The organism is Psychrobacter sp. NG27, from assembly GCF_016106655.1.
Taxonomy (GTDB): domain Bacteria; phylum Pseudomonadota; class Gammaproteobacteria; order Pseudomonadales; family Moraxellaceae; genus Psychrobacter.
In genome coordinates this window covers 117,087-140,034 of record NZ_JADGIN010000002.1, presented here as the reverse complement: position 1 = coordinate 140,034, position 22,948 = coordinate 117,087, and the positions used below count along the sequence as shown (strand labels likewise).

Below are 22,948 nucleotides of genomic sequence, written 5' to 3'. Positions count from 1 at the left end.
GCACATAAAAAAACCGCCTTGGACACTCATTACGAGCATCTCAAGGCGGTTTTTTATGACGTAAACTACATCAAATATTGAGTATTAGTTCTGCTCAACACCTTTCATAGTCAGTTTAATACGACCACGATTGTCAACATCTTGAACCAAAACTTTAACCACTTGGCCTTCTTTTAGATAGTCTGATACATTCTCTACGCGCTCTTCTGCGATTTGTGAAATATGCACTAGACCATCAGTATTTGGTAAGACATTAACAAATGCACCAAAGTCTACGATACGAGCAACGGTACCTTCATAAGTCTTACCGACTTCAACTTCAGCAGTTAATGCTTCGATTTTGCCGATCGCAGCTTTGGTAGCTGCTTTGTTTTCACCAAAGATACGAATAGTACCTGCGTCATCGATATCGATAACGGCACCAGTTTCTTCGGTTAGCTGACGAATCGTTGCGCCGCCTTTACCGATAACGTCACGAATCTTGTCTGGGTTGATCTCGATAACAGCATAGTTCGGTGCATGAGCATTGATTTCAGTACGGCTCTCAGGCAGTACTTGATTCATTGCATCCAAGATATGGATACGACCAGCATGGGCTTGCTTAAGCGCTTGCTCCATGATGTCAGGGGTAATGCCTTCGATCTTGATATCCATCTGAAGGGCTGTGATACCGTCTTTAGAACCAGCTACTTTAAAGTCCATATCGCCAAGATGATCTTCATCACCTAAGATGTCAGACAAGACAGCGAAACGCTCGCCTTCTTTGACCAGACCCATCGCGATACCAGCAACTGGTGCTTTTATTGGTACACCTGCATCCATCAATGCCAAACTTGCGCCGCAGACAGACGCCATAGAAGATGAACCGTTTGATTCAGTAATCTCAGAGACCACACGAATCACATACGGGAAGCGTTCGCTGTCTGGTAGCATTGCTTGCACACCGCGGCGTGCTAGACGACCATGACCGATTTCACGACGTTTTGGAATACCTTCACGGCCCGTTTCACCAACTGAGAAATGCGGGAAGTTGTAATGCAGCATGAAATGGTCACGAATCGTGCCACCCAATGAGTCAATCATATTGACATCACGGCTATTGCCCAAAGTCGTTGTGACTAGTGCTTGCGTCTCACCACGAGTAAATAGTGCTGAACCATGTGTGAATGGTAGTACACCAACTTGCACGTCAAGCGCACGAACCGTCTCAAGATCACGGCCATCGATACGTGGTTTACCTGACAAAATATTGTCACGAACCGTACGGTATTTAAGGTCGTTATAGATTTCTTTCAGCTCAGTTACGGTATCAGCATAACTTTCTGACTCCGCATCACCAGCAAGCGCGTCAATAATTGACTGCTTGATTTCATCAAGCTTAGCGTAACGTTCTTGCTTGTCTGTAGTGGTGTAGGCGTCAGCCACTTGTGCGCCGAACTGCTCTTTCATGCTGCTAGTAAGCGCTTGATCACGCTCAGGAGCAGAATACTGCTGCTTAGCCGTACCAATCTCTTCTGCCATTGAAGCAATGTTATCAATAACGATCTGTTGTTGCTGATGACCGTATAATACCGCACCCAACATTTGATCTTCTGACAGCTCAGCCGCTTCAGATTCAACCATCAATACTGCAGATTTAGTACCAGCGACAACTAGATCAAGATCACTCTCTTTAAGCTGTTCAATCGTTGGGTTTAGTACGTATTCACCATTGATAAAACCAACACGGGCAGCAGCGACAGGGCCGTTGAAAGGTGCATCAGAGATAGCCAATGCTGCTGAAGCACCGATTAGTGCCGCGATATCTGCTGATTGAGTTTTATCTGATGATACAACCGTCGCTGTGATTTGGATTTCGTTCACATAGCCTTCAGGAAACAGTGGACGAATCGGACGGTCAATAAGACGTGAGGTTAGGGTTTCAAACTCACTCGCACGGCCTTCACGTTTGCCATAAGCACCTGGAATTTTACCAGCTGCATACATTTTTTCTTGATAATTAACGGTTAGCGGAAAAAAGTTCTGGCCAGCTTTGGCTTCAGATTTTACGACCGCAGCAACTAGGACGGTAACGCCGCCCATATGAACCAAGATAGAGTTTGCTTGACGGGCTACGCGGCCTGTCTCGATAACAACCTGCTGATTGCCATATTGAAATTCACGTTTAATAGTGTTGAACATTGTCATGTATTTTTCCTAATGTTGACTGACGAAAATGATACCAGTGCTATAAAATCTGATACCTGTCATTAAAATTCTTTGTATATGTTTAGCATCGTACTGCTATATATCTAGTGATTCGATTTTAACTTTACTATAAATACTATCAAAAGGATGTTAAGTCAAAAGACTTCGGTGCTAAACACCGTATCAGATACGTTTCTATAATTTTGAAAGTTGTGCATTTGCGCTGTGCATTCGAATGATTGTTTTGCAAACCATTGCTTTATGGATAATCATGTTACCAATGATTGCCATTTATGTCGTAGACGTACTATTAAAATCACAAGGCATTATTTTACAGTGATTTGAGGCTATTGACCAATTAATTGGCAAACGAGGCGTTTATCAATCATAAATATCAAGCCTAACGCGCAGTTATTACTAGGCCAGACCCTTAGTTCAATCGACAATCATTTTTATGAGATAAAATATTGCTATGAAAACTCAGGCTATGAAATGAATAAGCATAAAAAAACGGCGTGAAACTATTCCACACCGTTTTAAAAAATCTATTTTATCTTTAACAACCAAGTACCAAGCGGCTTAGCGAAAATACTGAACCCATGCCAAAAAATGACATTTAGTATCTTAGCATCCACTCGTACTATTGTCGTTGGATTAACGACGTAGACCTAGCTGGCTGATAAGAGTGGTATAACGACCAAGATCTTTACCTTTGAGGTAATCAAGCAATTTGCGACGCGTGTTAACCATACGGATAAGACCGCGACGGCTATGATGGTCAGCTTTATGTGCTTTAAAATGGTTCTGCAAATCATTGATACGAGCACTCAATAGTGCTACTTGAACTTCTGGAGAACCAGTGTCATTTTCGCCACGTTGGTATTGAGCAATGATTTGTTCACGATCGGTATTAGTTAACATAAAAAACTCCAGCAATGCTAAAAACTTTAAAAAGACTATGGTTTAGTCAGCTCTAAAGCAATAGAATAATAAATAAAATAACCTGCACGCCATTCAGGACAACCCTGCATTACTAGAGTTGACCTAGTGTACGACAAGCTCAGTTAAGGATATCAGCCATTTAAAAAAGTAAACTTGATATATCTATCAGATACTTAATCAAAATGTGGGGGCAATTATAACAAAAAACTGCTGAACTAGCAGCAGTTTTTCACGATAGTTGTAAAGTCAATTTCAACCGTTATGGAAAGACTTTTCAGATTTGACCAAAAGGTACACTTACTTTTTGATACTATCTTCTGTGGCATTCCCACCTAGTTCATCATCTTCAAGCGGTGCCGCAGTCGTAACTTCTGCTAAGCTATCCGGAACACTATGTTCGCTAGGATTAATCTCTTCTGCAAGCTTTGCAATCTCTTTCTCTTGCTCATCCATATTGCCTGTTGAATTACTCATACTAGCTCCTAAATTATTATTTTTGAACCATCTATTTGTATGCTTGTCGATGTTCAGATAAAAATTAATGTTCAGATGAAAAACCGCAAATACATACATGTCATCCTACTATGGATGACATGCTAGATATATTATTTAGTGTTTTCTGTATTTTCTGCAATACGGTCTGCTGCAGCTTCGCTATTTTCAGCATGGTTATTTTCAACTTGATCTTTAAGAGCGGCAGTTGCTGAATCAGAACGCTGTTGCTCAAGCTTAGTATCGTTTGGGTTAGAATTTGACATAGTATTTTCCTTAGTTATGGTTATGAATAATTAAGATGTATGGTTGTTTAATGATCTAATAAATTAATGTAATAGGTGGAAACAACAATTAAGACAGCGCCTTATCGATTGCATCAACGAAATTACTGATATCGTCTGGGTTACGTGAGGTTATTAGATTGCCGTCAACTTGTACTGTTTTATCTACATAATTTGCGCCAGCATTTTCTAAATCTAGTTGCAACGTAGGGTAAGCAGTCAATGTTTTGCCTTTAGCGATGCCTGTATTAATAAGAGCCCAAGGAGCATGGCATATAACAGCGAGTGGCTTACCTGCATCATTGATAGCATTGATAATACTATGAGCTTCTTCGTTACCACGGATCGTATCCGCATTTACAGTGCCACCTGGTAGCACCAACGCATCATAATCATCAACGTTGGCCTCACTTGCAAAGATGTCAGCGGTAAACATATCACCTTTGTCGGCGTCTTGTTGCATGGCCTGCACTTCTTTCTCTTTATTGGTTGTTACAAGAAGTGTCGTATAGCCTTTAGCTTTCAGCTGATTGTTGACCTCTTCATATTCTGCTTGTTCAAAGTTATTATGTAATAAGAAAGCGATGGTCTTCATAATATTTCCTGTCTTTATATTTGTGATTTTATATAAAAAAATTATTATTGATTTACGTGTTTTTTTTGTTGTTGATACTTCTTATTTTTATTGAATGTCGAGCATTGAGCAGTAAAACCTTCCTTGTTACTTGTTAGACGTATTCCATACTAGTTTTTTATTGTTATGAGTTTTTCTTATTAGGTTAGTCCCTATTTTTACCATTTTATTATATTGATTATTTCGTCTCGCTTTCCCTAGCTGACATATCTAATGTACAAAAAAAACAGGTTTCACCATAGGTGAAACCTGCAATAAAATGTGACGATATGTGATTAGTGTAAACTGTTAGTAAGCCAAAAAGGGTTTATCGCGACTTATTTAACAAGAATAAAACTAACGCTGAATTAATTTTTTTGGCTGTAATCGACCATTCAGACTGACTGCGCCTAAACCTAAGAATTGACCTTCTTCGTTTATCAAGCGAATATCTACCGGTATTTCATGTATCAATGGCTTAGTATCAGTAGACTGATCGCTATTATCTGCCTCAGAAACCAATTTTCTATGAACAGCTATCTCTTTATTGTCCGATGATTCACTATCAATATTGCCTGTTATGTAATTTCTGATGTCATCTGTCAGTTGCTCAAACACATTTAGACGTTGACCCATATGGATACGAGTACATTGTTCAGTCGTCAACACCATCTCAGCGTCGATATTGACACAAGCATCTACTGGCATCAGCTGACCTTGTCGGCTATCCAACGATAACGCTTCTAATTCTAGCAAAGTTATCGCATTTTCAATGTTGAAATCCCCAACTTGCGTACGTCGCAATGCTGTCAGATGCCCTAATGTACCTAACGCTTTGGCAATATCTTCACCAAGAACACGTATATAAGTACCTTTAGTACAAGTCACTATCAATTGGATCTGCTCGTGATCAATTGCTTTTAAATCAATCGCCTTAATCACGATATCTCTAGGTGCTCGCTCTACTTCTATACCAGCACGGGCATATTCATAGAGTTTTTTGCCGTCTTTTTTTAGCGCAGAGTACATCGGAGGTATCTGCTGCTGAGCGCCTGAGAATTGCTGAGCAACTTGCTCTAACATTACAGTATCGAATGTTGGAATAGCTGCTTGCTCAACGATTTGGCCGTCGGCATCACCAGTGTCTGTTTGACTACCTAGCAAAACAATTGCTTCATAGGACTTGTCAGCATCAAGCTGATAATGGCTAAATTTAGTAGCTTCACCTAGACAAATAGGCAGCAAGCCTGTTGCCATTGGATCAAGCGTCCCTGTATGACCTGCTTTTTTGCTGTCGTGGATCGGTGACTTGAACAGATACTTCACCTTTGATACCACTTGCTGTGAAGTCATGCCTTTTGGTTTATCCACCAAAATGACACCTGAAACTTTTATTTTTTCAGGTGTGTTATTGGCTTTTTTTTCAGTGTGCTTGGACGGTATAGACATAATAATAATTTACTCGTCGTTTTCGTTTTGCTCAGTCTTAGTGACAGCCTTACTGATCAAGTCCATCATATAGTTGCCACGAGCAGTCACTTCGTCATAGTGAAAACGCAAGCGCGGTGTGGTACGCGTCTTTAAGCTATGGCTTAATTCAGTGCGCAAAAAACCTGCCGCTTTATTTAATACTTTTATGCTGTCTTCATGATTGGTCTTGGTCATTGCATCATTGAGCTCAGGCTCCATGATAGTAACGTAGACATCAGCATAACCGAGATCTGGGCTGACTTTGACACTAGAGATCGTGACAAAACCCGTTAAACGAGGGTCATTAACTGCGTCGCGAATAAGGACTGCAAGCTCACGCTGAATTTGATCAGACAAGCGTTGTAAGCGTTGGTTCATGGGATTACCTTATGTTTAATATGTTTTTAATATTTTATGATATAAATTATGATGGATAATTGCTAAAAAAGGCCTAGCAGGATGTACCTGTTAGGCCTAAGTACAGCTAAATATCGACAGAATATCTGAAATGCTCCAGTTGGCTCTATTGCATTAGCAGATATCTGACTATCAAGCAGCAGCTTTAGATAGTACGTGCGAACTCTTGAATCTCGAAGACTTCGATTTTATCGCCAGATTCGACATTGTAACCGCGAACCGCTAGACCACATTCTATACCCGTACGTACTTCATTGACGTCTTCTTTATAACGACGTAATGACTGCAATTGACCAGTAAAGATAACTTGGTCATCACGCAATACACGGATAGGTTTGTTGCGATAGATTGTACCTTCAACGACCATACAACCTGCTGCCGCACCAAACTTACTAGAACGGAATACTTCACGAACGTCTGCAACACCCAAGATTTTTTCGCGATGTTCAGGAGCAAGCATACCGCTCATTGCTGCTTTGACATCATCGATCAAACCATAGATAACACTGTAATAGCGAATATCCATATTGGCAGTATCTGCTTTACGACGTGCAGTGGCATCTGCACGAACATTGAAGCCCAATAGTACTGCTTCACTAGATTCTGCTAAAGTGACATCAGACTCAGATATAGGGCCAACGCCTGAGCTAATCACTCTGACTTTCACTTCGTCAGTTGATAGCTCATTTAGTGCCGAAAGCAATGCTTCTAGTGAGCCGCGAACATCTGTCTTCAACACAATGTTCAAGAATGACACATCGCCTTGTTCCATTTGATCAAACATGCTCTCTAAGCGCATAGCGTTCTGACGTTCAAGTTGACGTTCACGCTCACGATTGCTTCTGAAATCAGCCACTTCACGTGCTTTTTTCTCATCCGTCACCACTAAGAACTCGCTACCAGCAGCAGGTGTTTCAGGTAGACCTAAAATCTCTACTGGAATAGAAGGACCAGCTGATTGGATACGTTGGCCATGTTCATTAGTTAGTGCACGAACTTTACCATAATGCTCACCAGCTAGAACCAAGTCACCTTGCTTCAAGGTACCTTTTTTCACGAGGACACTAACAACAGGACCACGACCTTTTTCTAGTCTTGATTCAATGACCACACCCTGTGCAGCACCGTCTAGTGGTGCTTCTAGTTCCATCAGCTCAGCTTGCAAACTGATGAATTCTAGTAAGTTGTCGATACCTTCGCCGGTTTTGGCAGAGATACGAGCCATTGGTGTATCACCGCCCCATTCTTCTGAAACGACTTCTTTCGTCGTCAATTCATTCAGAACACGGTCAGGATCAGCACCTGGCTTATCCATTTTGTTGATAGCAACGATGATTGGCGTACCAGCAGCACGTGCATGATCAATCGCTTCTGCTGTTTGTGGCATCATGCCATCATCAGCTGCAACGACTAGTACAACAATATCCGTTGCCTGAGCACCGCGTGAACGCATGGCACTAAAGGCGGCGTGACCTGGTGTGTCAAGGAAAGTAATAACACCGCGCTCGGTTTTTACATGGTAAGCACCGATGTGCTGTGTGATTCCGCCCGCTTCGCCATTCGCAACTTTCGTTTCGCGAATTTTGTCTAACAGTGATGTTTTACCATGGTCAACATGACCCATAATAGTCACTACTGGCGGACGAGTCTGGATGTTACTACTACGCTCATCAACGGCGTACTGTAGATCATCTTCAACTTTGTTATCACTCACTAAGACTGGGTTATGGCCCATCTCTTCTACTAAGAGACTTGCTGTTGCTTGATCAATGGTATCTGACTCGCGAGCCATTTCACCCATTTTCATAAGCAATTTAGTCACTTCGCGAGCTTTAACTGCCATGCGTTGAGCCAGATCTGCTACTGTGATTTGCTCACTGATTTCAACGTCATAGACGATTTTTTCAACAGGTTTTTCAAACTTATGCTGTGAAGCTTGTGTCGAACGCAAACCGTTTTTGCGGTTCTTGATTTCGCGCTCATCTTGGTTCTTACGACGACGACCACGAGTACCAGTGCTATTCGCACCACGTTTGATTTCACGGCGCTCTTTTTCAAACGACTCTTCTAATGCATCACCGACCAAACCTTCAGCCAATGGTTCATCTTTACGAACTTCAGCAGCAGGTTGGTCCGTATATTGGCCAGCCATTTTACGCATTTGCTCAAGCGTACGCTTCTGCGCTTCTTCAGCTTGAGTACGGCGCGTTTTAGATTCGATTTCACGCAGGCGCGCTTCTTCTTTTTCACGTACTTCGCGCGCTTTGCGTTCAGCAGCGGTTTCAATTTTTGGCTTGGTTGCGGCAACTTTCTTCTTTGGCTGCTCTTTTGGCTTAACTTCAACCGTGGTTTTGCCGCCTTTTTTCACGACAACCGATGTAGAAATATCATCGTTCTTGTCATCTGATTTTTTGCTAGAACCTAAGCTTGCACGCATTGCTGCCAACGTTGCCGCTTGGCGTTCTTCAGATTTTTTCTTGGTGGCAGCACGCTCTTCAGCGTCTTTAGCAGCACGCTCTTGAGACTCAATCAGCGCTTGCTCACGCGCAGCCAATTCTTCAGCCATTTGTTCTGGATTTGGCTTTTCAAATATTTTCTTTTTACGCACTTCAACGTTGACGCTCTTAGATTTGCCTGAAGAGCCAGTCACGCGCGCGGTACTGGTCGTCTTAGACTTAAGACTAATGCGACGCTTGTCTTGTTGACCATGACTTTGCTTTAAATACGTCACCAACTTCTCTTGCTCAAGTTCAGTGACTAAGTCACCCTCTGCACGAGCAGGTAATCCAGCATCTACCAATTGCTGCTTTACAGCATCTGTAGTTTTGCCTACCATTTCTGCCAGTTCTTTGACGGTCTTATCTGCCATTTATTATCACCTACTGTCTATTATTTGCTATATGTTCAATTCAGTTGTTGGCTACAAATGATTGGGGTAAGGCTGGTATATATTACCTCAATACCAGCGCTTTATTTTCAATAGCATATCACCAAAAGACAGCGATATGCAGTTACCGCTTATTCATCGAACCAAGATTCCCGAGCTTTCATGATGAGTTTTCCTGCAGTTTCAGAGTCTAAACCTTCGATATCTTCTAGATCGAAGACGGCTTGTTCTGCCAAATCATCAACGGTAATGATGTCTTGCTGTGCCATTTTATAAGCCCAGCTGACGGTCATACCTTCAAGCTCTTGTAGCTCTTGACTTGGCTCTTTCATGTTTTGTTGTTTGACCAGCTCATCAGCAATGACGACTTCTTTGGCACGTTCTTGAATCATGTCAATGGCGTCGTCATCCAGACCTTCGATATCATAAAAAGTATCGACTGGTACATAAGCCACTTCTTCGATACTGGTAAAACCAATATCGACAAGCGCTTGGGCTAAATCTTTATCTACTTCTAGACGTTCATAGAATAACTCAATGAACGCTTTAGATTCGTTTTGTTGACGTTGCTGATACTCTTCTTCAAGCATCATATTCAACTTATAACCTGTTAGCTCAGACGCCAAACGGACGTTTTGACCTTGTGAGCCAATAGCGCGTGCCAACTGATCATTAGTGCTAAAGATAATGTCTGCTGTTTTCATATCTTCATCTAAAATGATACTACTAACATCAGCAGGCTCTAAAGAGCTAATGATGAACTGGGCTGGGTCATCTGACCAAACCACGACATCGATACGCTCACCATCAAGCTCTTGCTGTACCGCTTGGATACGTGTACCACGCATACCGATACAAGCACCGACTGGATCGATGCGATGATCGTTGGTCTTGACCGCTATTTTAGCACGAGTACCTGGCAGACGAGCGACATTGCGAATTTCGATAATTTGCTCTGCAATCTCAGGCACTTCTTTTTGCATCAATGCCGATAGCATTTCAGGATGCGTGCGTGATAACAACAGCTGTGCACCGCGGTTTTCACGGTTTACATGGTAGAGGATCGCGTTGATACGTGATTTTGCACGTAATTGCTCGCGTGGCAACATTTGATCGCGCGACAAATAACCTTCGGCGTTGTCACCCAAATCAATGATATAACCATCACGAGTTTGCTTTTTGACTTCGCCATACATCATCTCACCAACACGTGGCTCAAAGGCATCTGCGACAAGCGCACGCTCTGCTTCACGGATTTTTTGAATGATGACCTGTTTGGCTTGAGTCGCAGCAATACGACCAAATTCGATCGACTCGATCTGCTCTTCTTTGATATCACCAATTGACCATTCTTCTTGATCAAGGTCAGTGATAGCTAGCTGACAAGCAGGCATTTCATGGTCTTCATCTGCAACCACTGTCCAGTAACGATAAGTATCATAATCACCTGTTGCACGATCGATGGCAACCCGTACCTCCACTTCTGGCTGTTCGGTGTATACTTTTTTCTTAGTCGATACCACTAAAGCATCTTCAATTGCTTCAAAAATATCTTCAGGATTTAAGCCCTTTTCATTACTGACAGTTTCTACTACCGTTAAGATTTCACGACTCATGCTATACCTGTCCTATCATTTTTTGATTGACTCAAATTTTATAATTTGTGTATTGATATTATGTTTCAATTATAAGTCATATAACCTATTTAAAATAAAACCACTGACGACTTAGTAGCTACCCACTTTATATAAGATAAAATTAAGCATCTACATAAATCAAATTGGCTTTATCGATATTGCTCAGTGCAATCTCAAACTGCTGACCATCACTTGACGTCAGTTTTAGAGAGTTATCATCAATACTGTCTAAAATACCCGTTGCCTTGCGACGTTTTTGGTCGCCTTCGCCGATCGCTTGGATCAAACGCAAGCTAACAGTTTGACCGACATAACCATGCATCTGCTCATCTGAGAAAAATGCACGATCAAAACCTGGTGAGGATACTTCTAAGATGAATTCGCCTGAGATAGGGTCATGAACCTCTAAAATACCACTTACTTGGTGATTTACCGCAGCACAATCTTCGATGGTTACTTGCTTATCTTGGGCTTGCACTTCTGGCAATGCCTCAATATAGATACGCAGCAAAGAACGATTGCCTTGTGGCGCGAATTCTATGCCCCATAATGCCACATCACAAGCGGCTACGGCAGGAGCAATAATACTAGTCAGTTCTGCAACTTTGGTCGAAAGCTTCATAATCTATTTGTCTTTTCCTATTCACTTATCTATCGTACTTGGTAAACCGTATCAGAGCATTGCTCTTTTCTTACCTATTTATAGCAAGCCTATAGTAGATAGACAGTATATAGTTATAAGAATGACGGTCATTGTATAATTTTAATCCACAAACATATGATATACGTTGTGTATTTATATAGGGATGAGCATAGAAAACATCAAGCTCAGCCAAATAATGCTTTTATGATTCATAAAGCACTACTATCGGTAAAAGATTGAGGAATAAAGGATAGTGTTGCTCAAGAAACATCGCGCTGGTATCAGCAAATGACGAATAATCTCGTACTCTATAGATTTAGAGCTTAGCATAATTGGGATAGATACCGCGATAACACGTACCATCAGATACAAAAAAACCCACAAGCATAATGGTGGGCTAATCGGTACTGACAAATTTAGTGTACAAAACATCAGTATAAAAAGTGGTAGCGGGGGCTGGATTTGAACCAACGACCTTCGGGTTATGAGCCCGACGAGCTACCAGACTGCTCCACCCCGCATCAATCTAGAACGCATATTATAGGGAGATAATGTAGAAGTGTCAACACTTTATTTAAATTAATTATAAATTAAGTATCTGCTACTAAAAAACCTGACCTGACGCTATGCTGCGTCTGTGAAACTTGGTGCGATTGGGGGGACTTGAACCCCCACAGCTTGCGCCACCACCCCCTCAAGATGGCGTGTCTACCATTCCACCACAATCGCATTTTACTGCCCTGATCTCTAACTTCTTATCTACTATATATGATGCTTAAGGTAGGCATCAATAAATAAGGACTTGCGAAAACAGAAAAGCATTGTAAATGTAACGCAGCGAAATAGCAAGGCCTGCCTGCTTAAAAGATACTTATTCAGGGTTTTGCGTCAATGGCCGCGGCGTTTGCGGCGCTGACACTGGCGCATCTAGACGAAACTGATCTTCTGCTTGCTTACGGGCATGAACCGCCAGTGTCATACTGGTGATAAAAAATATGACCGTCAATACCGCCGTTGCACGTGTTAAGAAATTGGCAGTCCCTGCGGCACCAAATACCGTACCTGATGAGCCCGCACCAAAAGAAGCCCCAGCATCTGCCCCTTTACCATGCTGAATCAAAATCAAGCCGATCATGGCAATCGCCACAATAATATGCAGGGCTAATATAAACGTAAACATGGTGGCCTCTTTTGCCGCGTAATGACGACTGATAACGAAAAATAAAACTGAAGGTTAATAGCAATGACAATGAGCGTCTAATCATGCCAACTCGATTGTATAAATAAGGCGCATTGTACACGATTGCAAGTGCACTGTTAAATCTACTTTTGCCAACTGATAAAGGCATACTATATATACGCTATGGCTTTGATATCTGAGCGTTATTTATTTAACTAAGCATTGGCCTGACTAAAAGCATTGGCAATCATCAAAAAGCTCTCAGCCTTTAATGAAGCACCGCCAACCAATGCGCCATCAACCATAGGATCTGACGCAAAGCTTTCTGCATTATCCGCGTTGACACTGCCGCCATATAGGACAGTAATCGCATCCGATGTATCAACAAAACTTGCCACTCTTTGCTTGATATGCTGATGAGTATTACTCACCTCTGCTACAGTTGGGACTTTGCCAGTGCCGATTGCCCATACAGGCTCATAGGCAATAATGAGCCGATCAGATAATGATGCGATAAGATTTGGCTGATGCTCAAGCATTTCTTTAATCACTGACAGTTGCTGGTCTAGCACCTCAAGCGTTTGCTTGTCATCATATTGCTGCTGGGTTTCGCCAATACAGAACACCACACCTAAGTTTTGAGCAAATGCATGCGACATCTTTTGTACCAAGCTATCATGGGATTCCTGATGATATTGACGACGTTCTGAGTGACCCAGTATCGTCCAAGTAGCCCCTGTATCTGCGATTTGCTGTGCTGAACAGTCACCCGTATAAGCACCTATATCTGCACTATGACCACTAATATTTTGTGCGGCACTGAGTATCGAGCTACCCGACAGACGAGCACTAACAGCACTCAGATGAATACAGCTTGGTGCTACCATCAGTTGACAACGGCTATTTACCATTGCTGGATTGGTTTGCTCCTCAGCGTCGACCTTAGACAATAGATCATCTAACAGGGCATTGACAGCGCTCGTCGTTGCAGGATTCTGTTTCCAATTACCAATCACCCAAGCTTGCATACTCATTTACCTTGTCTCATGTATTCATGCCAATTCGGCTAATATGCGCGTCAGTATAACAAATATTTCGCAAGTGCTATAGTAGAGTACCAACAGAAGTAACAGCGCTTTTCAAGAGCTGCCATCAAGATGTGCGGAATGGAGCACTGATATTTTTGCTTTGAACGTTTAATGGTCTGTATAAATTCTTCAAACTAAAGTAAAGTCCTATATTATTACTGATATTAAGGACCGATACCGTGACAAGGTTGCTAACATAGAATCAGAACGCTATCAGCCACTGACGTATCAATGTTGATTTAATGGTGCTAGACGGTGTCACAAAAACTGAAAATGATAAATAAATTCAGAATGCCAAATAAACAGTATCTGCACATCGTAAAAATGTGCGAAAAACTTTGTATTAAGAAGGGGTCATAATGTCTATCACAAACAGCAAGTATGGTGGTCTAGCGCAGCAGCTTATCAATGATGGGGTGGTTAGCGAAGCGAACATGAAAACGGCACAGACTGAGTCACAGCAGCAACAGATAGGACTCGTACCTTATCTTGTAGACAATAAGTTGGCGGATGCCTATCAACTTGCTCAGATGCTATCACAAGCCTTTGGTGACCCCTTATTTGATCTTGATGCTCTCAGTATAGATACTATCCCTAAAGATCTGGTCGATGAAAAAATCGTTCGAAAATTTAATGCACTTCCATTATTCAAGCGTGGACAGAGACTGTTTGTGGCACTGAGTGACCCAACGCGTGTGGATGCCATTGATGCGATTGCCTTTAACTCTCGCTTGTCTGTCGAGACAATTGTCGTCGAAGAAGGTAAGCTAAAGAAGCGTATTGAAAGTGTTTATGCGGATACCATGCAAAGCTTTGATAGCTTTTCTGATAGCGATCTAAACGTTGACTTCGAAAATCCTGATGAAGATACAGAAGATGGGGAAACCAAACTTAATGACGGTGTTGATGAGGCACCTGTCGTAAAGTTCGTCAATAAAATGTTGGTTGACGCCATTCGTATGGGAGCCTCTGATCTACACTTTGAACCCTACGAAAAAACTTTTAGAGTGCGTTTTCGTGTCGATGGTGTCATGCAAAAAATGGCCAGCCCGCCAGTCCAGCTTGCCAGTAAAATTGCAGCTCGTCTAAAAGTCATGTCGCAGATGGACATCTCAGAGCGCCGTGTACCGCAGGATGGCCGTATCAAGCTAAAACTATCCAAAAATAAAGCTATTGATTTTCGAGTAAACTCGTTACCGACGTTATTCGGTGAAAAAATTGTGCTACGTATCTTAGATCCTTCATCGGCAATGCTCGGTATCGAAGCCTTGGGCTATGAGCCTGATCAACAAGAAATGTTTTTAGAAGCGCTACATAAGCCGCAAGGTATGTTACTTATCACAGGGCCCACCGGTTCTGGTAAAACTGTATCGCTTTATACTGGTATCAATATATTAAATACTGGCGCCACCAATATCTCCACTGCCGAAGATCCTGTCGAAATCAACCTTGAAGGCATTAATCAGGTCAATGTCAACGCTAAGGTTGGTCTAACCTTTGCCAATGCGCTCAAATCTTTTTTACGTCAAGATCCTGATATTGTGATGGTTGGTGAGATTCGTGATTTAGAGACTGCTGAAATTGCCATCAAAGCGGCGCAAACGGGACACATGGTGCTTTCAACCCTGCACACCAATTCAGCGCCTGAAACCTTAACGCGTTTGCGTAATATGGGTGTGGCTTCTTTTAATATTGCAACGTCCGTCAATTTGGTTATTGCCCAACGATTGGCCAGACGCTTATGCAAAAACTGTAAGAAAACCCTCGATATTCCACGACAAAGTCTGCTTGAACTTGGTTTTACAGAAGCTGACTTAGACAATACTGACAATGTCATTTATGAACCAATCGGCTGCAATGAATGCCGTGAAGGCTATAAAGGCCGTGTCGGTATTTATGAAGTGATGAAAGTCAGTCCTGATATTTCACGCATCATCATGGAAGATGGCAATGCCATCGATATCAAAGACGCGGCTCTAAAGAATGGCTTTCGCGATTTAAGGCGCTCAGGTATTTTAAAAGTGCTACAAGGGGTCACCAGTATCCAAGAGATGATGCGCGTTACCTCTGAATAATTCTCATAGGTTCCAAAGGAGTCCTTGCATTATTGTTAAATTTAACAGTATCAAGTGTCATAAATCAGCAATCATAACTACAAGCACCATGTAAAAATAAAACAGATGCGCACTGGTTTTTTGCGCTAAAATAAAGTATGCCTGAATACAATACTCTATCAACTATCGGGCTGTACATTTGCGATATCTATATTAGACAATTTTGAGGGTAGAAAGATGGCAAAAGCTAAGACCGATATGTTGTTAGATTTTACCTATGACGGGGTAAATCGGCGTGGGCAGAAAGTAAAAGGTGAAACCACCAGTCGTAGCTTAGAGCTTGCCAAGGCGACTTTACGCAAACAAGGTATTACGGTCAAAGGTATCAAGAAAAAACCAAAACCTCTTTATACCTTTAAAAAAGCCATCAAAGCCATTGATATTGCTATTTTTGCTCGGCAGTTAGCCACGATGATGAAGGCGGGCGTACCACTTACACAATCTTTTGAAATTGTGGCTGACTCCTTAGATAACCCGAGTATGAAAGAATTGGTACTGCAGATAAAAGCAGATATCGAAGCAGGTAGTACGTTTGCCTTCGCATTACGCAAACATCCACGTTATTTTGATGATTTATTTTGCTCTTTAGTCGAATCTGGTGAACAATCAGGTGCACTAGAAACCATGCTTGAGCGTGTTGCTACTTACAAAGAAAAAAGTGAGCTGTTAAAAGCCAAGATTAAAAAAGCGATGAAATACCCGATTGCAGTTGTTGTCGTCGCTATCATTGTCACTATGATTCTATTAATAAAAGTAGTGCCTGTATTCTCAGATTTATTTGAGTCATTTGGTGCAGAGCTACCGGCCTTTACCCAAATGGTCGTTGGTATGTCTGAGTGGATGCAAGCATGGTGGTTTATTTTAATCGTTGTCATTGGTGGCGCTATTATTGGGTTTTCTGAAGCCAAAAAAAGATCCAAAAAATTCCGTGACCTTTTAGATCGTGCTGTCTTAAAAGCCCCTATCTTTGGCAACATAGCTTACCAAGCTATCATTGCTCGATTTGCTCGTACCTTATCCACGACTTTTGCCGCCGGTGTACCGCTCATTGATGCGCTAGACTCTACGGCTGGCGCGACCAATAACGTCGTGTTTTATAATGCAACGCAGCAAATCAAGAACGATGTCTCTACTGGCCAGCAATTACAATTTTCCATACGCTCGACCAATCTATTTCCAAGCCTAGTCATTCAAATGGTTGGTATCGGTGAAGAATCTGGTAGTTTGGAGGAAATGTTAGATAAAGTGGCGGTCTATTACGAAAACGAAGTAGATAATGCGGTCGATGGTTTGACCAGTCTCATGGAACCCATGATTATGGCGGTATTGGGCGTATTAGTAGGAGGGTTGGTGATTGCGATGTACTTACCAATTTTCCAAATGGGCTCAGTCGTAGGATAATAGAGTTGATGCAATTAATACAATTATTACAAGAAAATATGGCGCTGGCTCTATTCGTATTCGGTCTATTGGGGCTTTGTGTTGGCAGCTTTTTGAATGTCGTCATTCATCGTATACCACTGATGATGATACTTAGCTGGCGACAAGAATGCAGCCAGTTTATGTCTGAACAAGCAGACATGCCGCGCGAGCATATGCAGCCATTAGCCACTATTGTCGCTACTGACCAGCCTATTACGCTTAGCCGACCAGCGTCACGCTGTCCGCATTGCGCTCACAAAATCAAATGGTATGAAAACATACCTTTAATAAGCTGGGTATTTCTGCGTGGGCGGTGCTCAGACTGCAAAGCACCCATTGGTATACGCTACCCCATTGTTGAGCTCATCACCGCTTTGATATCAGTGTTGGTGATTTATCAGTTCGGTGTTGGTGTGGTAGGCTTATCTGCACTGGTACTGGTATGGACATTGGTTGCGTTAACGGGTATTGATTTCGATACCCAGTTATTACCCGATCGCCTAACATTCCCTTTAGCGGGCTTAGGGTTGGCTGTCAATTCACAGAGCTGGTTTGTGTCACCAACACAATCCATATGGGGATTATTATTTGGGTTTCTGTCGCTATGGATAGTGGTCAAAATATTTTATTTGATCACCAAAAAACATGGCATGGGGCAAGGCGACTTTAAGCTCCTAGCTGTACTGGGTGCGTGGCTCGGGCCTATGATGCTACCACTGATTATTCTCCTGTCATCATTGCTTGGATCGATCGTTGGACTGATACTGATGAAAAAACAAGGTGAGAGTAAACCTTTTGCCTTCGGTCCCTATATCGCGATTGCAGGTATCGTGGCACTGTTATATGGTTCAGATATCGTCAGCTGGTACCTTGGTATGTACCCTTAATAATTTATAACAGTAAAAACAGGTTTTGACAGCAAACCATCAGCCTTTAGCTGTCATACTTGAAAGCTATATTTTCAACTGGCAATTGCTACCATTACGATACCAAATAAATAAGTCATCATTATGATAAAAAATACAAATGCCTCTTCACCTTACTCACATCAACCGCAAAGCCTACAAACTACAAGTAAGACGCTAATAGTTGGTTTGACAGGTGGGATCGGTAGCGGAAAGTCGGCAGCCAGCGCATGGTTCACAGAGCAAGGCATTGATATTATTGATGCGGATGTGATTGCTCATGAGATTGTAGCCAAAGGCAGCGATACGTTACGCAAAATTCAAAAGAAATTTGGTGACTGGGTATTAGACAGCGATGGCTCAATGGATAGAGCCGCTGTACGCACGCACGTATTTGCAAATGCTGAAGCGCTGATCGAGCTTGAAGCCATCACTCACCCAGCGATACGTGAGACCGCGAAAGCACAGCTGGCATCCAGTACCTCACCGTATCTAATATTGTCAGCACCCCTGCTACTTGAGGGCGCAGAAGCTGGACTTGCCAATTTGTGCCAACGCATCTTGGTGATGGATGCCACTGAAGACACGCAGCTTGCCCGTGCCAGTCAGCGTGATCATCAAAGTACACAGAAAATCAAAGCCATTATGACCAATCAATTAAGCCGCGAAGAGCGTAACCGTCAAGCCGATGATGTAATCTTGAATGAGAGTGACCTTGCTGCATTATACGTACAGCTTCAGCCCTTACATCAAGAATACCTTAAGCTGGCCCAGCAGCTAAAGTACGCTGCCGATTAACCTCATATAGCGCCATACCAGTTGCTACACTGACATTCAAACTCTGTAGATTACCATGCTCGTTTCCTGACATTGGAATATAGACCAGCTCATCACAGCTCTCCATTGTCAGGCGGCGCATGCCCTCTCCTTCCGAACCCATGATGATGGCTGTTTTGCCTGTCAAATCTGCTGCATAAATGGGTTTGGCATCTGCATTGAGCGCTGTACCAAACACAAAAACCCCTGCATTTTTAATCTTTGACAGTGTACGTGCCAAATTGGTGACGCTAATAATCGGCATCATTTCAGCGGCACCAACTGATACTTTAGCAACGGTTGGCGTTAGGCTTGCGGCATGATGTTTCGGACAGACCACGGCATCCACACCCATTGCCACGGCTGTACGCAAGCAAGCACCAAAGTTATGCGCATCTGTGATTTGATCCAATACCAATAAAAGACACTGATCACGCCCAGCGAGCGTATCAAGCAGACCTTCGTCAGCAAAACCTAACGGACGCGCGTTAAGCACTACGCCTTGATGCTGCGGGCTACCACACAACTGTGTCAGCTTGTCTTTTTGGGTAGGTTGTATGCTGATACCGTTATCGCTTGCTGTGGACATGATCGCTTGTACGTGACTATCCGTCTCGCGACCTTGCTGTACAAAAAGGCTAAGTCCATCAAGAGGACGGTATTCGAGTAAAGCATCGATTGCATGGATGCCATAAAAATAAATGGGTTTTGCCATAGTAGGCCTATTGAATATAAAGTGGGTATCGTACGAAACGATAAAATAAAACTGAGTGTCATCAGGGATGAGTATGGCTACCCATTACCGATGAGATAACGATAAACTAGATATTAAAAACAGAAATAAACAATACCCTTCAGATATTGTTTATTTTTTATATATTTGATCAATACTGTCTAACCAATACTGTGTTGAACAATGTGTCGATGACTCTAATGAGCCCTGTTATTAAAAGTATGCGTCAAGCCTACTAGCCTTCTAAATGACACACGTATTGCACGATCTCTTCAGTACGTAGGTTGAAGCCACTATTGCCTTCGACGACAAATGACTGACCTGCACGGTAATAACTGAAGTCATCATCACCATTTATTTTTACTTCGCACTCACCACCAGTGATTTCGATACGCTCAGAGGTATTGGTGCTAAAGTGGTAATGCTCGACCAAGTTATCACAAGGCAAGATGACGCCAAGGGTCTTATGGCGGCCGTCCTCAAACATAATAGTATGGCTTGAGCAGCGACCATCATAAGATACTGTCGCTTGTGCATTAACGGTTACATTAGTAAATTGCGCCGCTGTCATAGTGGCTTCCTTATCAAATAATTATGGCAAAACTAAAAAATAAGTAACTGATTGAAGTGTTGCTAGAGTGAAGAACACAGAATAACTATACGGCTCTAGATACTGTATCATTTGGATATTATATTGCTTTCCTGGCTCAATCCCTACACGGCCAATAGCTGTATGTCAGAGATAATAGAAACTTTTATCAAAGCCGCTAACACATTGAGCCATATATCTTTATGACTATACGCCTATAATTTTACAAAATTATGACTTATGTTCATGTAGTGAAATTCATAATTCTAACCCTAAGAGTTTATCATTATGTGAGATTATGCTACCACATTATATCTATAAAGTTTGTTAAAGCGACTAGGAAAATGCTATTTCATGATACAACTACCTCGACTTGTTTATCTTCTGTGGAGCAAGTCCTTGTTACTATAGCAGATATATTTTGGTGGGCACTCTCCATAAAATTTATCAGTATATCGATAGTGTTTTGACAGGATAAGTCACTGCTATGCACTCTTATTTCAAACGTTCCGACAGTAGATGCTGATGAATTTTCGCAGGTTTTGTGAGTAGATTTTGACAATAATTCACACTATTTCGGCGCTTAATATTTGTATTTAAACGCATTTAACACCATACTATTTGCCTAAGGTATGCATGGGCATTCGTTGATTTCAGGCGATTCATTAAATAATTCCATCTTTTTATCTATTCTATTTTACATATGGCTTCCCAATAATTATGCGAAGTCCATTGTCTGTCATGAGAGGCTTTGATGCTCGTATCATTAACTTTACACCAGTTTGCATTGATTGCTCAGCATGAGCTGAGCGTGGCTGAAGGCTTCAATGTCATCACGGGTGAAACAGGTGCTGGCAAGTCGTTATTACTTGATGCGCTATCCTTGTGTGTCGGTGAGCGTGCAGACAGTGCAATGGTGCGACATGGCGCCGCGCATGCAGATATTTATGCCCAGTTCGATGTAGAAAATAACAGCGTCGTGGCGGATTGGTTTGCCAAAAATGATCGGTCGCTAGAAGATCCTGACATTTTGATTCGTCGACAACTCAGTAATACGGGCCGCTCAAAATCGTGGTTGAACGGCTCGCCTGTGAGTCTGGCTGAGCTAAAAAGCTTGGGCACATTATTGGTTAATATTCACAGTCAGCATGCTCAGCAAGCCTTACTTAAGCCGCAATTTGTGGTGCAGTGGCTCGATGAGATGGCACAAATAACACCGCTAGCGCGGCAAACTGCCAGCAGTTACCAGCAGTATCAGCAACTAAAACGCCGCGCAGATGACATCGCTAGCCGCGAAGCCCAGCGCCAAGATCGCATACAGCTTTTACAGAGTCAATTGGCAGATATCGCGCCATTGCTAGCCGTCGACTATACAGAGGTTGAATCTGAACACGAAGAACTCTCTAATATCGAAGCACTGATGCAAGAGGCCAGCCATGGCTTACATCTGCTTGATAATGACACGGACGAGCCTGATGTCATGACCTTGCTAGGACAAGCAATCAAACTATGTGATAATCAAATGAGCGTCAGTCAAACCTTTGAGCAAGCCTCTGAGCAGCTGCATTTAGCACAACAGCAAATTACTGAAGTGACAGGGCTGCTATCTGACTATGCTGAGCAGCAGCTACCTGATCCTGAACGCTTGCAGACATTAGACAGTCTGATCAGCTTGGGTCATCGTTTGTCACGAAAGCATGGCTTGCCAGCGAGTGATTTAATCGATGAAGCAAAAGGCTGGGAAACCCAATTAGAGCAATTAGAAAACGAGCCAAGTAGCGATGCGATGGCAGCACAAATTGAGCAGGCTTGGCAAGCGTATTTAACGCTAGCGACTAAGCTCAATAAAGAACGCGCGAAAGCTGCGCCCATCGTGACTAAACAGTTGATTAAGCAACTGCAACCACTGGCACTACCAAATGCCCGCTGTGAGTTTGTTTTTACCAAAAAAGCCGAACCGAGCCACTATAATACACAAGGCTGCTTTGATATTGACTTGCTGTTTAGCGCCAACGTCGGTATGCCGATGCAGCCGCTACACAAAATCGCCTCTGGTGGTGAGCTGTCACGAATGGCGCTGGTCATGCAGGTATTACAAGCGACCAATGCGGACAATAACGCTGCCAAACCTATGCTGGTGTTTGATGAAGTCGACGTGGGTATCAGTGGCGGTACTGCACAGGTGGTTGGCGAACTGCTCCGCGAGCTTGGAAAAACGCAGCAACTACTTGCTATTACCCACCAAGCACAAGTGGCAGCACAAGCGCATCAACATATCCTAGTACAAAAGCATCATCAGGAACAGACTGAAAGCGAGCTGCTGATTTTGACAGACAAGGCTCAGGTCGATGAGCTGGCACGTATGTCAGGCGGTGTTGTTATCACAGAGGTCACTCGTGATCATGCTCGTAGCTTGCTGTCCGATGTAAAATAGCCAAAGCCCTTTCACAAAAGTAATATTCATACCTAAGGCCTTATAATAAGTAATAAGTGTCGCCATTGGCTTCAATCTTGCTTTTACCATTGTTA

General features: G+C 42.6%; 19 protein-coding genes and 2 tRNA genes. 5 read left to right on the top strand and 16 right to left on the bottom strand.

The annotated features are described in order from the left end of the window. Positions 1-84: 84 nt before the first annotated feature. The 14 genes from pnp to tpiA all read right to left on the bottom strand — a co-directional run bounded on the left by pnp (position 85) and on the right by tpiA (position 13,780). Entirely contained in the window at positions 85-2,187 is a 2,103-nt protein-coding gene (pnp, locus tag IP485_RS04050) for a polyribonucleotide nucleotidyltransferase (protein ID WP_198326130.1), read from the bottom strand. A 654-nt stretch (positions 2,188-2,841) separates the two neighbouring features. Beyond that, entirely contained in the window at positions 2,842-3,108 is a 267-nt protein-coding gene (gene rpsO, locus IP485_RS04045; RefSeq protein ID WP_045443035.1) for a 30S ribosomal protein S15, read from the bottom strand. A 318-nt stretch (positions 3,109-3,426) separates the two neighbouring features. Then, positions 3,427-3,603 carry a hypothetical protein gene (locus tag IP485_RS04040; RefSeq protein ID WP_197174847.1) on the bottom strand — a complete coding sequence of 59 codons (177 nt, stop codon included), beginning with the start codon at positions 3,601-3,603 and terminating at the stop codon, positions 3,427-3,429. Between the two features lie 131 nt (positions 3,604-3,734). Then, positions 3,735-3,887 carry a hypothetical protein gene (locus IP485_RS04035; RefSeq protein ID WP_198326128.1) on the bottom strand — a complete coding sequence of 51 codons (153 nt, stop codon included), beginning with the start codon at positions 3,885-3,887 and terminating at the stop codon, positions 3,735-3,737. A gap of 88 nt (positions 3,888-3,975) precedes the next feature. After that, entirely contained in the window at positions 3,976-4,500 is a 525-nt protein-coding gene (locus tag IP485_RS04030) for a type 1 glutamine amidotransferase domain-containing protein (RefSeq protein ID WP_198326122.1), read from the bottom strand. A gap of 375 nt (positions 4,501-4,875) precedes the next feature. Continuing rightward, positions 4,876-5,967, bottom strand: coding sequence for a tRNA pseudouridine(55) synthase TruB (gene truB, locus IP485_RS04025; RefSeq protein ID WP_198326120.1), 1,092 nt, complete (start codon positions 5,965-5,967; stop codon positions 4,876-4,878). A gap of 9 nt (positions 5,968-5,976) precedes the next feature. Further along, positions 5,977-6,366: a ribosome-binding factor A gene (locus IP485_RS04020; RefSeq protein ID WP_194363387.1), complete on the bottom strand. Its 390-nt coding sequence runs from the start codon at positions 6,364-6,366 to the stop codon at positions 5,977-5,979. Positions 6,367-6,550: 184 nt separating this feature from the next. Next, positions 6,551-9,274, bottom strand: coding sequence for a translation initiation factor IF-2 (gene infB, locus IP485_RS04015; RefSeq protein WP_198326118.1), 2,724 nt, complete (start codon positions 9,272-9,274; stop codon positions 6,551-6,553). A gap of 149 nt (positions 9,275-9,423) precedes the next feature. Beyond that, positions 9,424-10,908, bottom strand: coding sequence for a transcription termination factor NusA (gene nusA, locus IP485_RS04010; protein ID WP_194363385.1), 1,485 nt, complete (start codon positions 10,906-10,908; stop codon positions 9,424-9,426). Between the two features lie 142 nt (positions 10,909-11,050). After that, on the bottom strand, positions 11,051-11,551 hold the full coding sequence (gene rimP, locus IP485_RS04005) for a ribosome maturation factor RimP (RefSeq protein ID WP_194363384.1): 501 nt from the start codon (positions 11,549-11,551) through the stop codon (positions 11,051-11,053). Positions 11,552-12,016: 465 nt separating this feature from the next. Then, positions 12,017-12,093 (bottom strand) — tRNA-Met (locus tag IP485_RS04000). A gap of 124 nt (positions 12,094-12,217) precedes the next feature. After that, positions 12,218-12,301, bottom strand: a tRNA-Leu gene (locus IP485_RS03995). A 142-nt stretch (positions 12,302-12,443) separates the two neighbouring features. After that, positions 12,444-12,752, bottom strand: a complete 309-nt coding sequence (secG, locus tag IP485_RS03990; RefSeq protein ID WP_021814138.1) for a preprotein translocase subunit SecG — start codon at positions 12,750-12,752, stop codon at positions 12,444-12,446. Positions 12,753-12,967: 215 nt separating this feature from the next. Continuing rightward, on the bottom strand, positions 12,968-13,780 hold the full coding sequence (tpiA, locus tag IP485_RS03985) for a triose-phosphate isomerase (protein ID WP_198326457.1): 813 nt from the start codon (positions 13,778-13,780) through the stop codon (positions 12,968-12,970). Positions 13,781-14,199: 419 nt separating this feature from the next. Here tpiA and pilB point away from each other — a divergent pair, with 419 nt between their 5' ends. From pilB to coaE, 4 genes are all read left to right on the top strand, one after another. Beyond that, positions 14,200-15,915 carry a type IV-A pilus assembly ATPase PilB gene (gene pilB / locus IP485_RS03980; protein ID WP_227686409.1) on the top strand — a complete coding sequence of 572 codons (1,716 nt, stop codon included), beginning with the start codon at positions 14,200-14,202 and terminating at the stop codon, positions 15,913-15,915. Positions 15,916-16,131: 216 nt separating this feature from the next. Continuing rightward, complete coding sequence (locus IP485_RS03975; protein WP_198326116.1) at positions 16,132-17,355, top strand: type II secretion system F family protein; 1,224 nt, start codon at positions 16,132-16,134, stop codon at positions 17,353-17,355. A gap of 8 nt (positions 17,356-17,363) precedes the next feature. Continuing rightward, a complete protein-coding gene (locus tag IP485_RS03970; RefSeq protein ID WP_198326114.1) occupies positions 17,364-18,263 on the top strand; it encodes a prepilin peptidase in 900 nt (299 codons plus the stop codon). Between the two features lie 123 nt (positions 18,264-18,386). Continuing rightward, complete coding sequence (coaE, locus tag IP485_RS03965) at positions 18,387-19,079, top strand: dephospho-CoA kinase (RefSeq protein ID WP_198326112.1); 693 nt, start codon at positions 18,387-18,389, stop codon at positions 19,077-19,079. Here coaE and rlmB read toward each other — a convergent pair. Beyond that, entirely contained in the window at positions 19,042-19,812 is a 771-nt protein-coding gene (rlmB, locus tag IP485_RS03960) for a 23S rRNA (guanosine(2251)-2'-O)-methyltransferase RlmB (RefSeq protein ID WP_198326110.1), read from the bottom strand. The two genes, coaE and rlmB, sit on opposite strands and share 38 nt — an antisense overlap. A 253-nt stretch (positions 19,813-20,065) precedes the next feature. Continuing rightward, the gene (locus tag IP485_RS03955) at positions 20,066-20,401 is read right to left on the bottom strand and encodes a pyrimidine/purine nucleoside phosphorylase (protein WP_197174857.1); all 336 of its coding nucleotides are present in this window, start codon (positions 20,399-20,401) and stop codon (positions 20,066-20,068) included. Positions 20,402-21,173: 772 nt separating this feature from the next. Between IP485_RS03955 and recN the strand changes: the two genes are divergently transcribed. Next, entirely contained in the window at positions 21,174-22,853 is a 1,680-nt protein-coding gene (gene recN / locus IP485_RS03950) for a DNA repair protein RecN (protein WP_198326109.1), read from the top strand. The last annotated feature ends 95 nt before the right edge of the window (positions 22,854-22,948 follow it).

Coding starts and splice junctions, on each gene's coding strand:
- pnp (WP_198326130.1), bottom strand. CDS start 2,187: ATGACAATGTTCAACACTATTAAACGTGAATTTCAATATGGCAATCAG.
- rpsO (WP_045443035.1), bottom strand. CDS start 3,108: ATGTTAACTAATACCGATCGTGAACAAATCATTGCTCAATACCAACGT.
- IP485_RS04040 (WP_197174847.1), bottom strand. CDS start 3,603: ATGAGTAATTCAACAGGCAATATGGATGAGCAAGAGAAAGAGATTGCA.
- IP485_RS04035 (WP_198326128.1), bottom strand. CDS start 3,887: ATGTCAAATTCTAACCCAAACGATACTAAGCTTGAGCAACAGCGTTCT.
- IP485_RS04030 (WP_198326122.1), bottom strand. CDS start 4,500: ATGAAGACCATCGCTTTCTTATTACATAATAACTTTGAACAAGCAGAA.
- truB (WP_198326120.1), bottom strand. CDS start 5,967: ATGTCTATACCGTCCAAGCACACTGAAAAAAAAGCCAATAACACACCT.
- IP485_RS04020 (WP_194363387.1), bottom strand. CDS start 6,366: ATGAACCAACGCTTACAACGCTTGTCTGATCAAATTCAGCGTGAGCTT.
- infB (WP_198326118.1), bottom strand. CDS start 9,274: ATGGCAGATAAGACCGTCAAAGAACTGGCAGAAATGGTAGGCAAAACT.
- nusA (WP_194363385.1), bottom strand. CDS start 10,908: ATGAGTCGTGAAATCTTAACGGTAGTAGAAACTGTCAGTAATGAAAAG.
- rimP (WP_194363384.1), bottom strand. CDS start 11,551: ATGAAGCTTTCGACCAAAGTTGCAGAACTGACTAGTATTATTGCTCCT.
- secG (WP_021814138.1), bottom strand. CDS start 12,752: ATGTTTACGTTTATATTAGCCCTGCATATTATTGTGGCGATTGCCATG.
- tpiA (WP_198326457.1), bottom strand. CDS start 13,780: ATGCAAGCTTGGGTGATTGGTAATTGGAAACAGAATCCTGCAACGACG.
- pilB (WP_227686409.1), top strand. CDS start 14,200: ATGTCTATCACAAACAGCAAGTATGGTGGTCTAGCGCAGCAGCTTATC.
- IP485_RS03975 (WP_198326116.1), top strand. CDS start 16,132: ATGGCAAAAGCTAAGACCGATATGTTGTTAGATTTTACCTATGACGGG.
- IP485_RS03970 (WP_198326114.1), top strand. CDS start 17,364: ATGCAATTAATACAATTATTACAAGAAAATATGGCGCTGGCTCTATTC.
- coaE (WP_198326112.1), top strand. CDS start 18,387: ATGATAAAAAATACAAATGCCTCTTCACCTTACTCACATCAACCGCAA.
- rlmB (WP_198326110.1), bottom strand. CDS start 19,812: ATGGCAAAACCCATTTATTTTTATGGCATCCATGCAATCGATGCTTTA.
- IP485_RS03955 (WP_197174857.1), bottom strand. CDS start 20,401: ATGACAGCGGCGCAATTTACTAATGTAACCGTTAATGCACAAGCGACA.
- recN (WP_198326109.1), top strand. CDS start 21,174: ATGCTCGTATCATTAACTTTACACCAGTTTGCATTGATTGCTCAGCAT.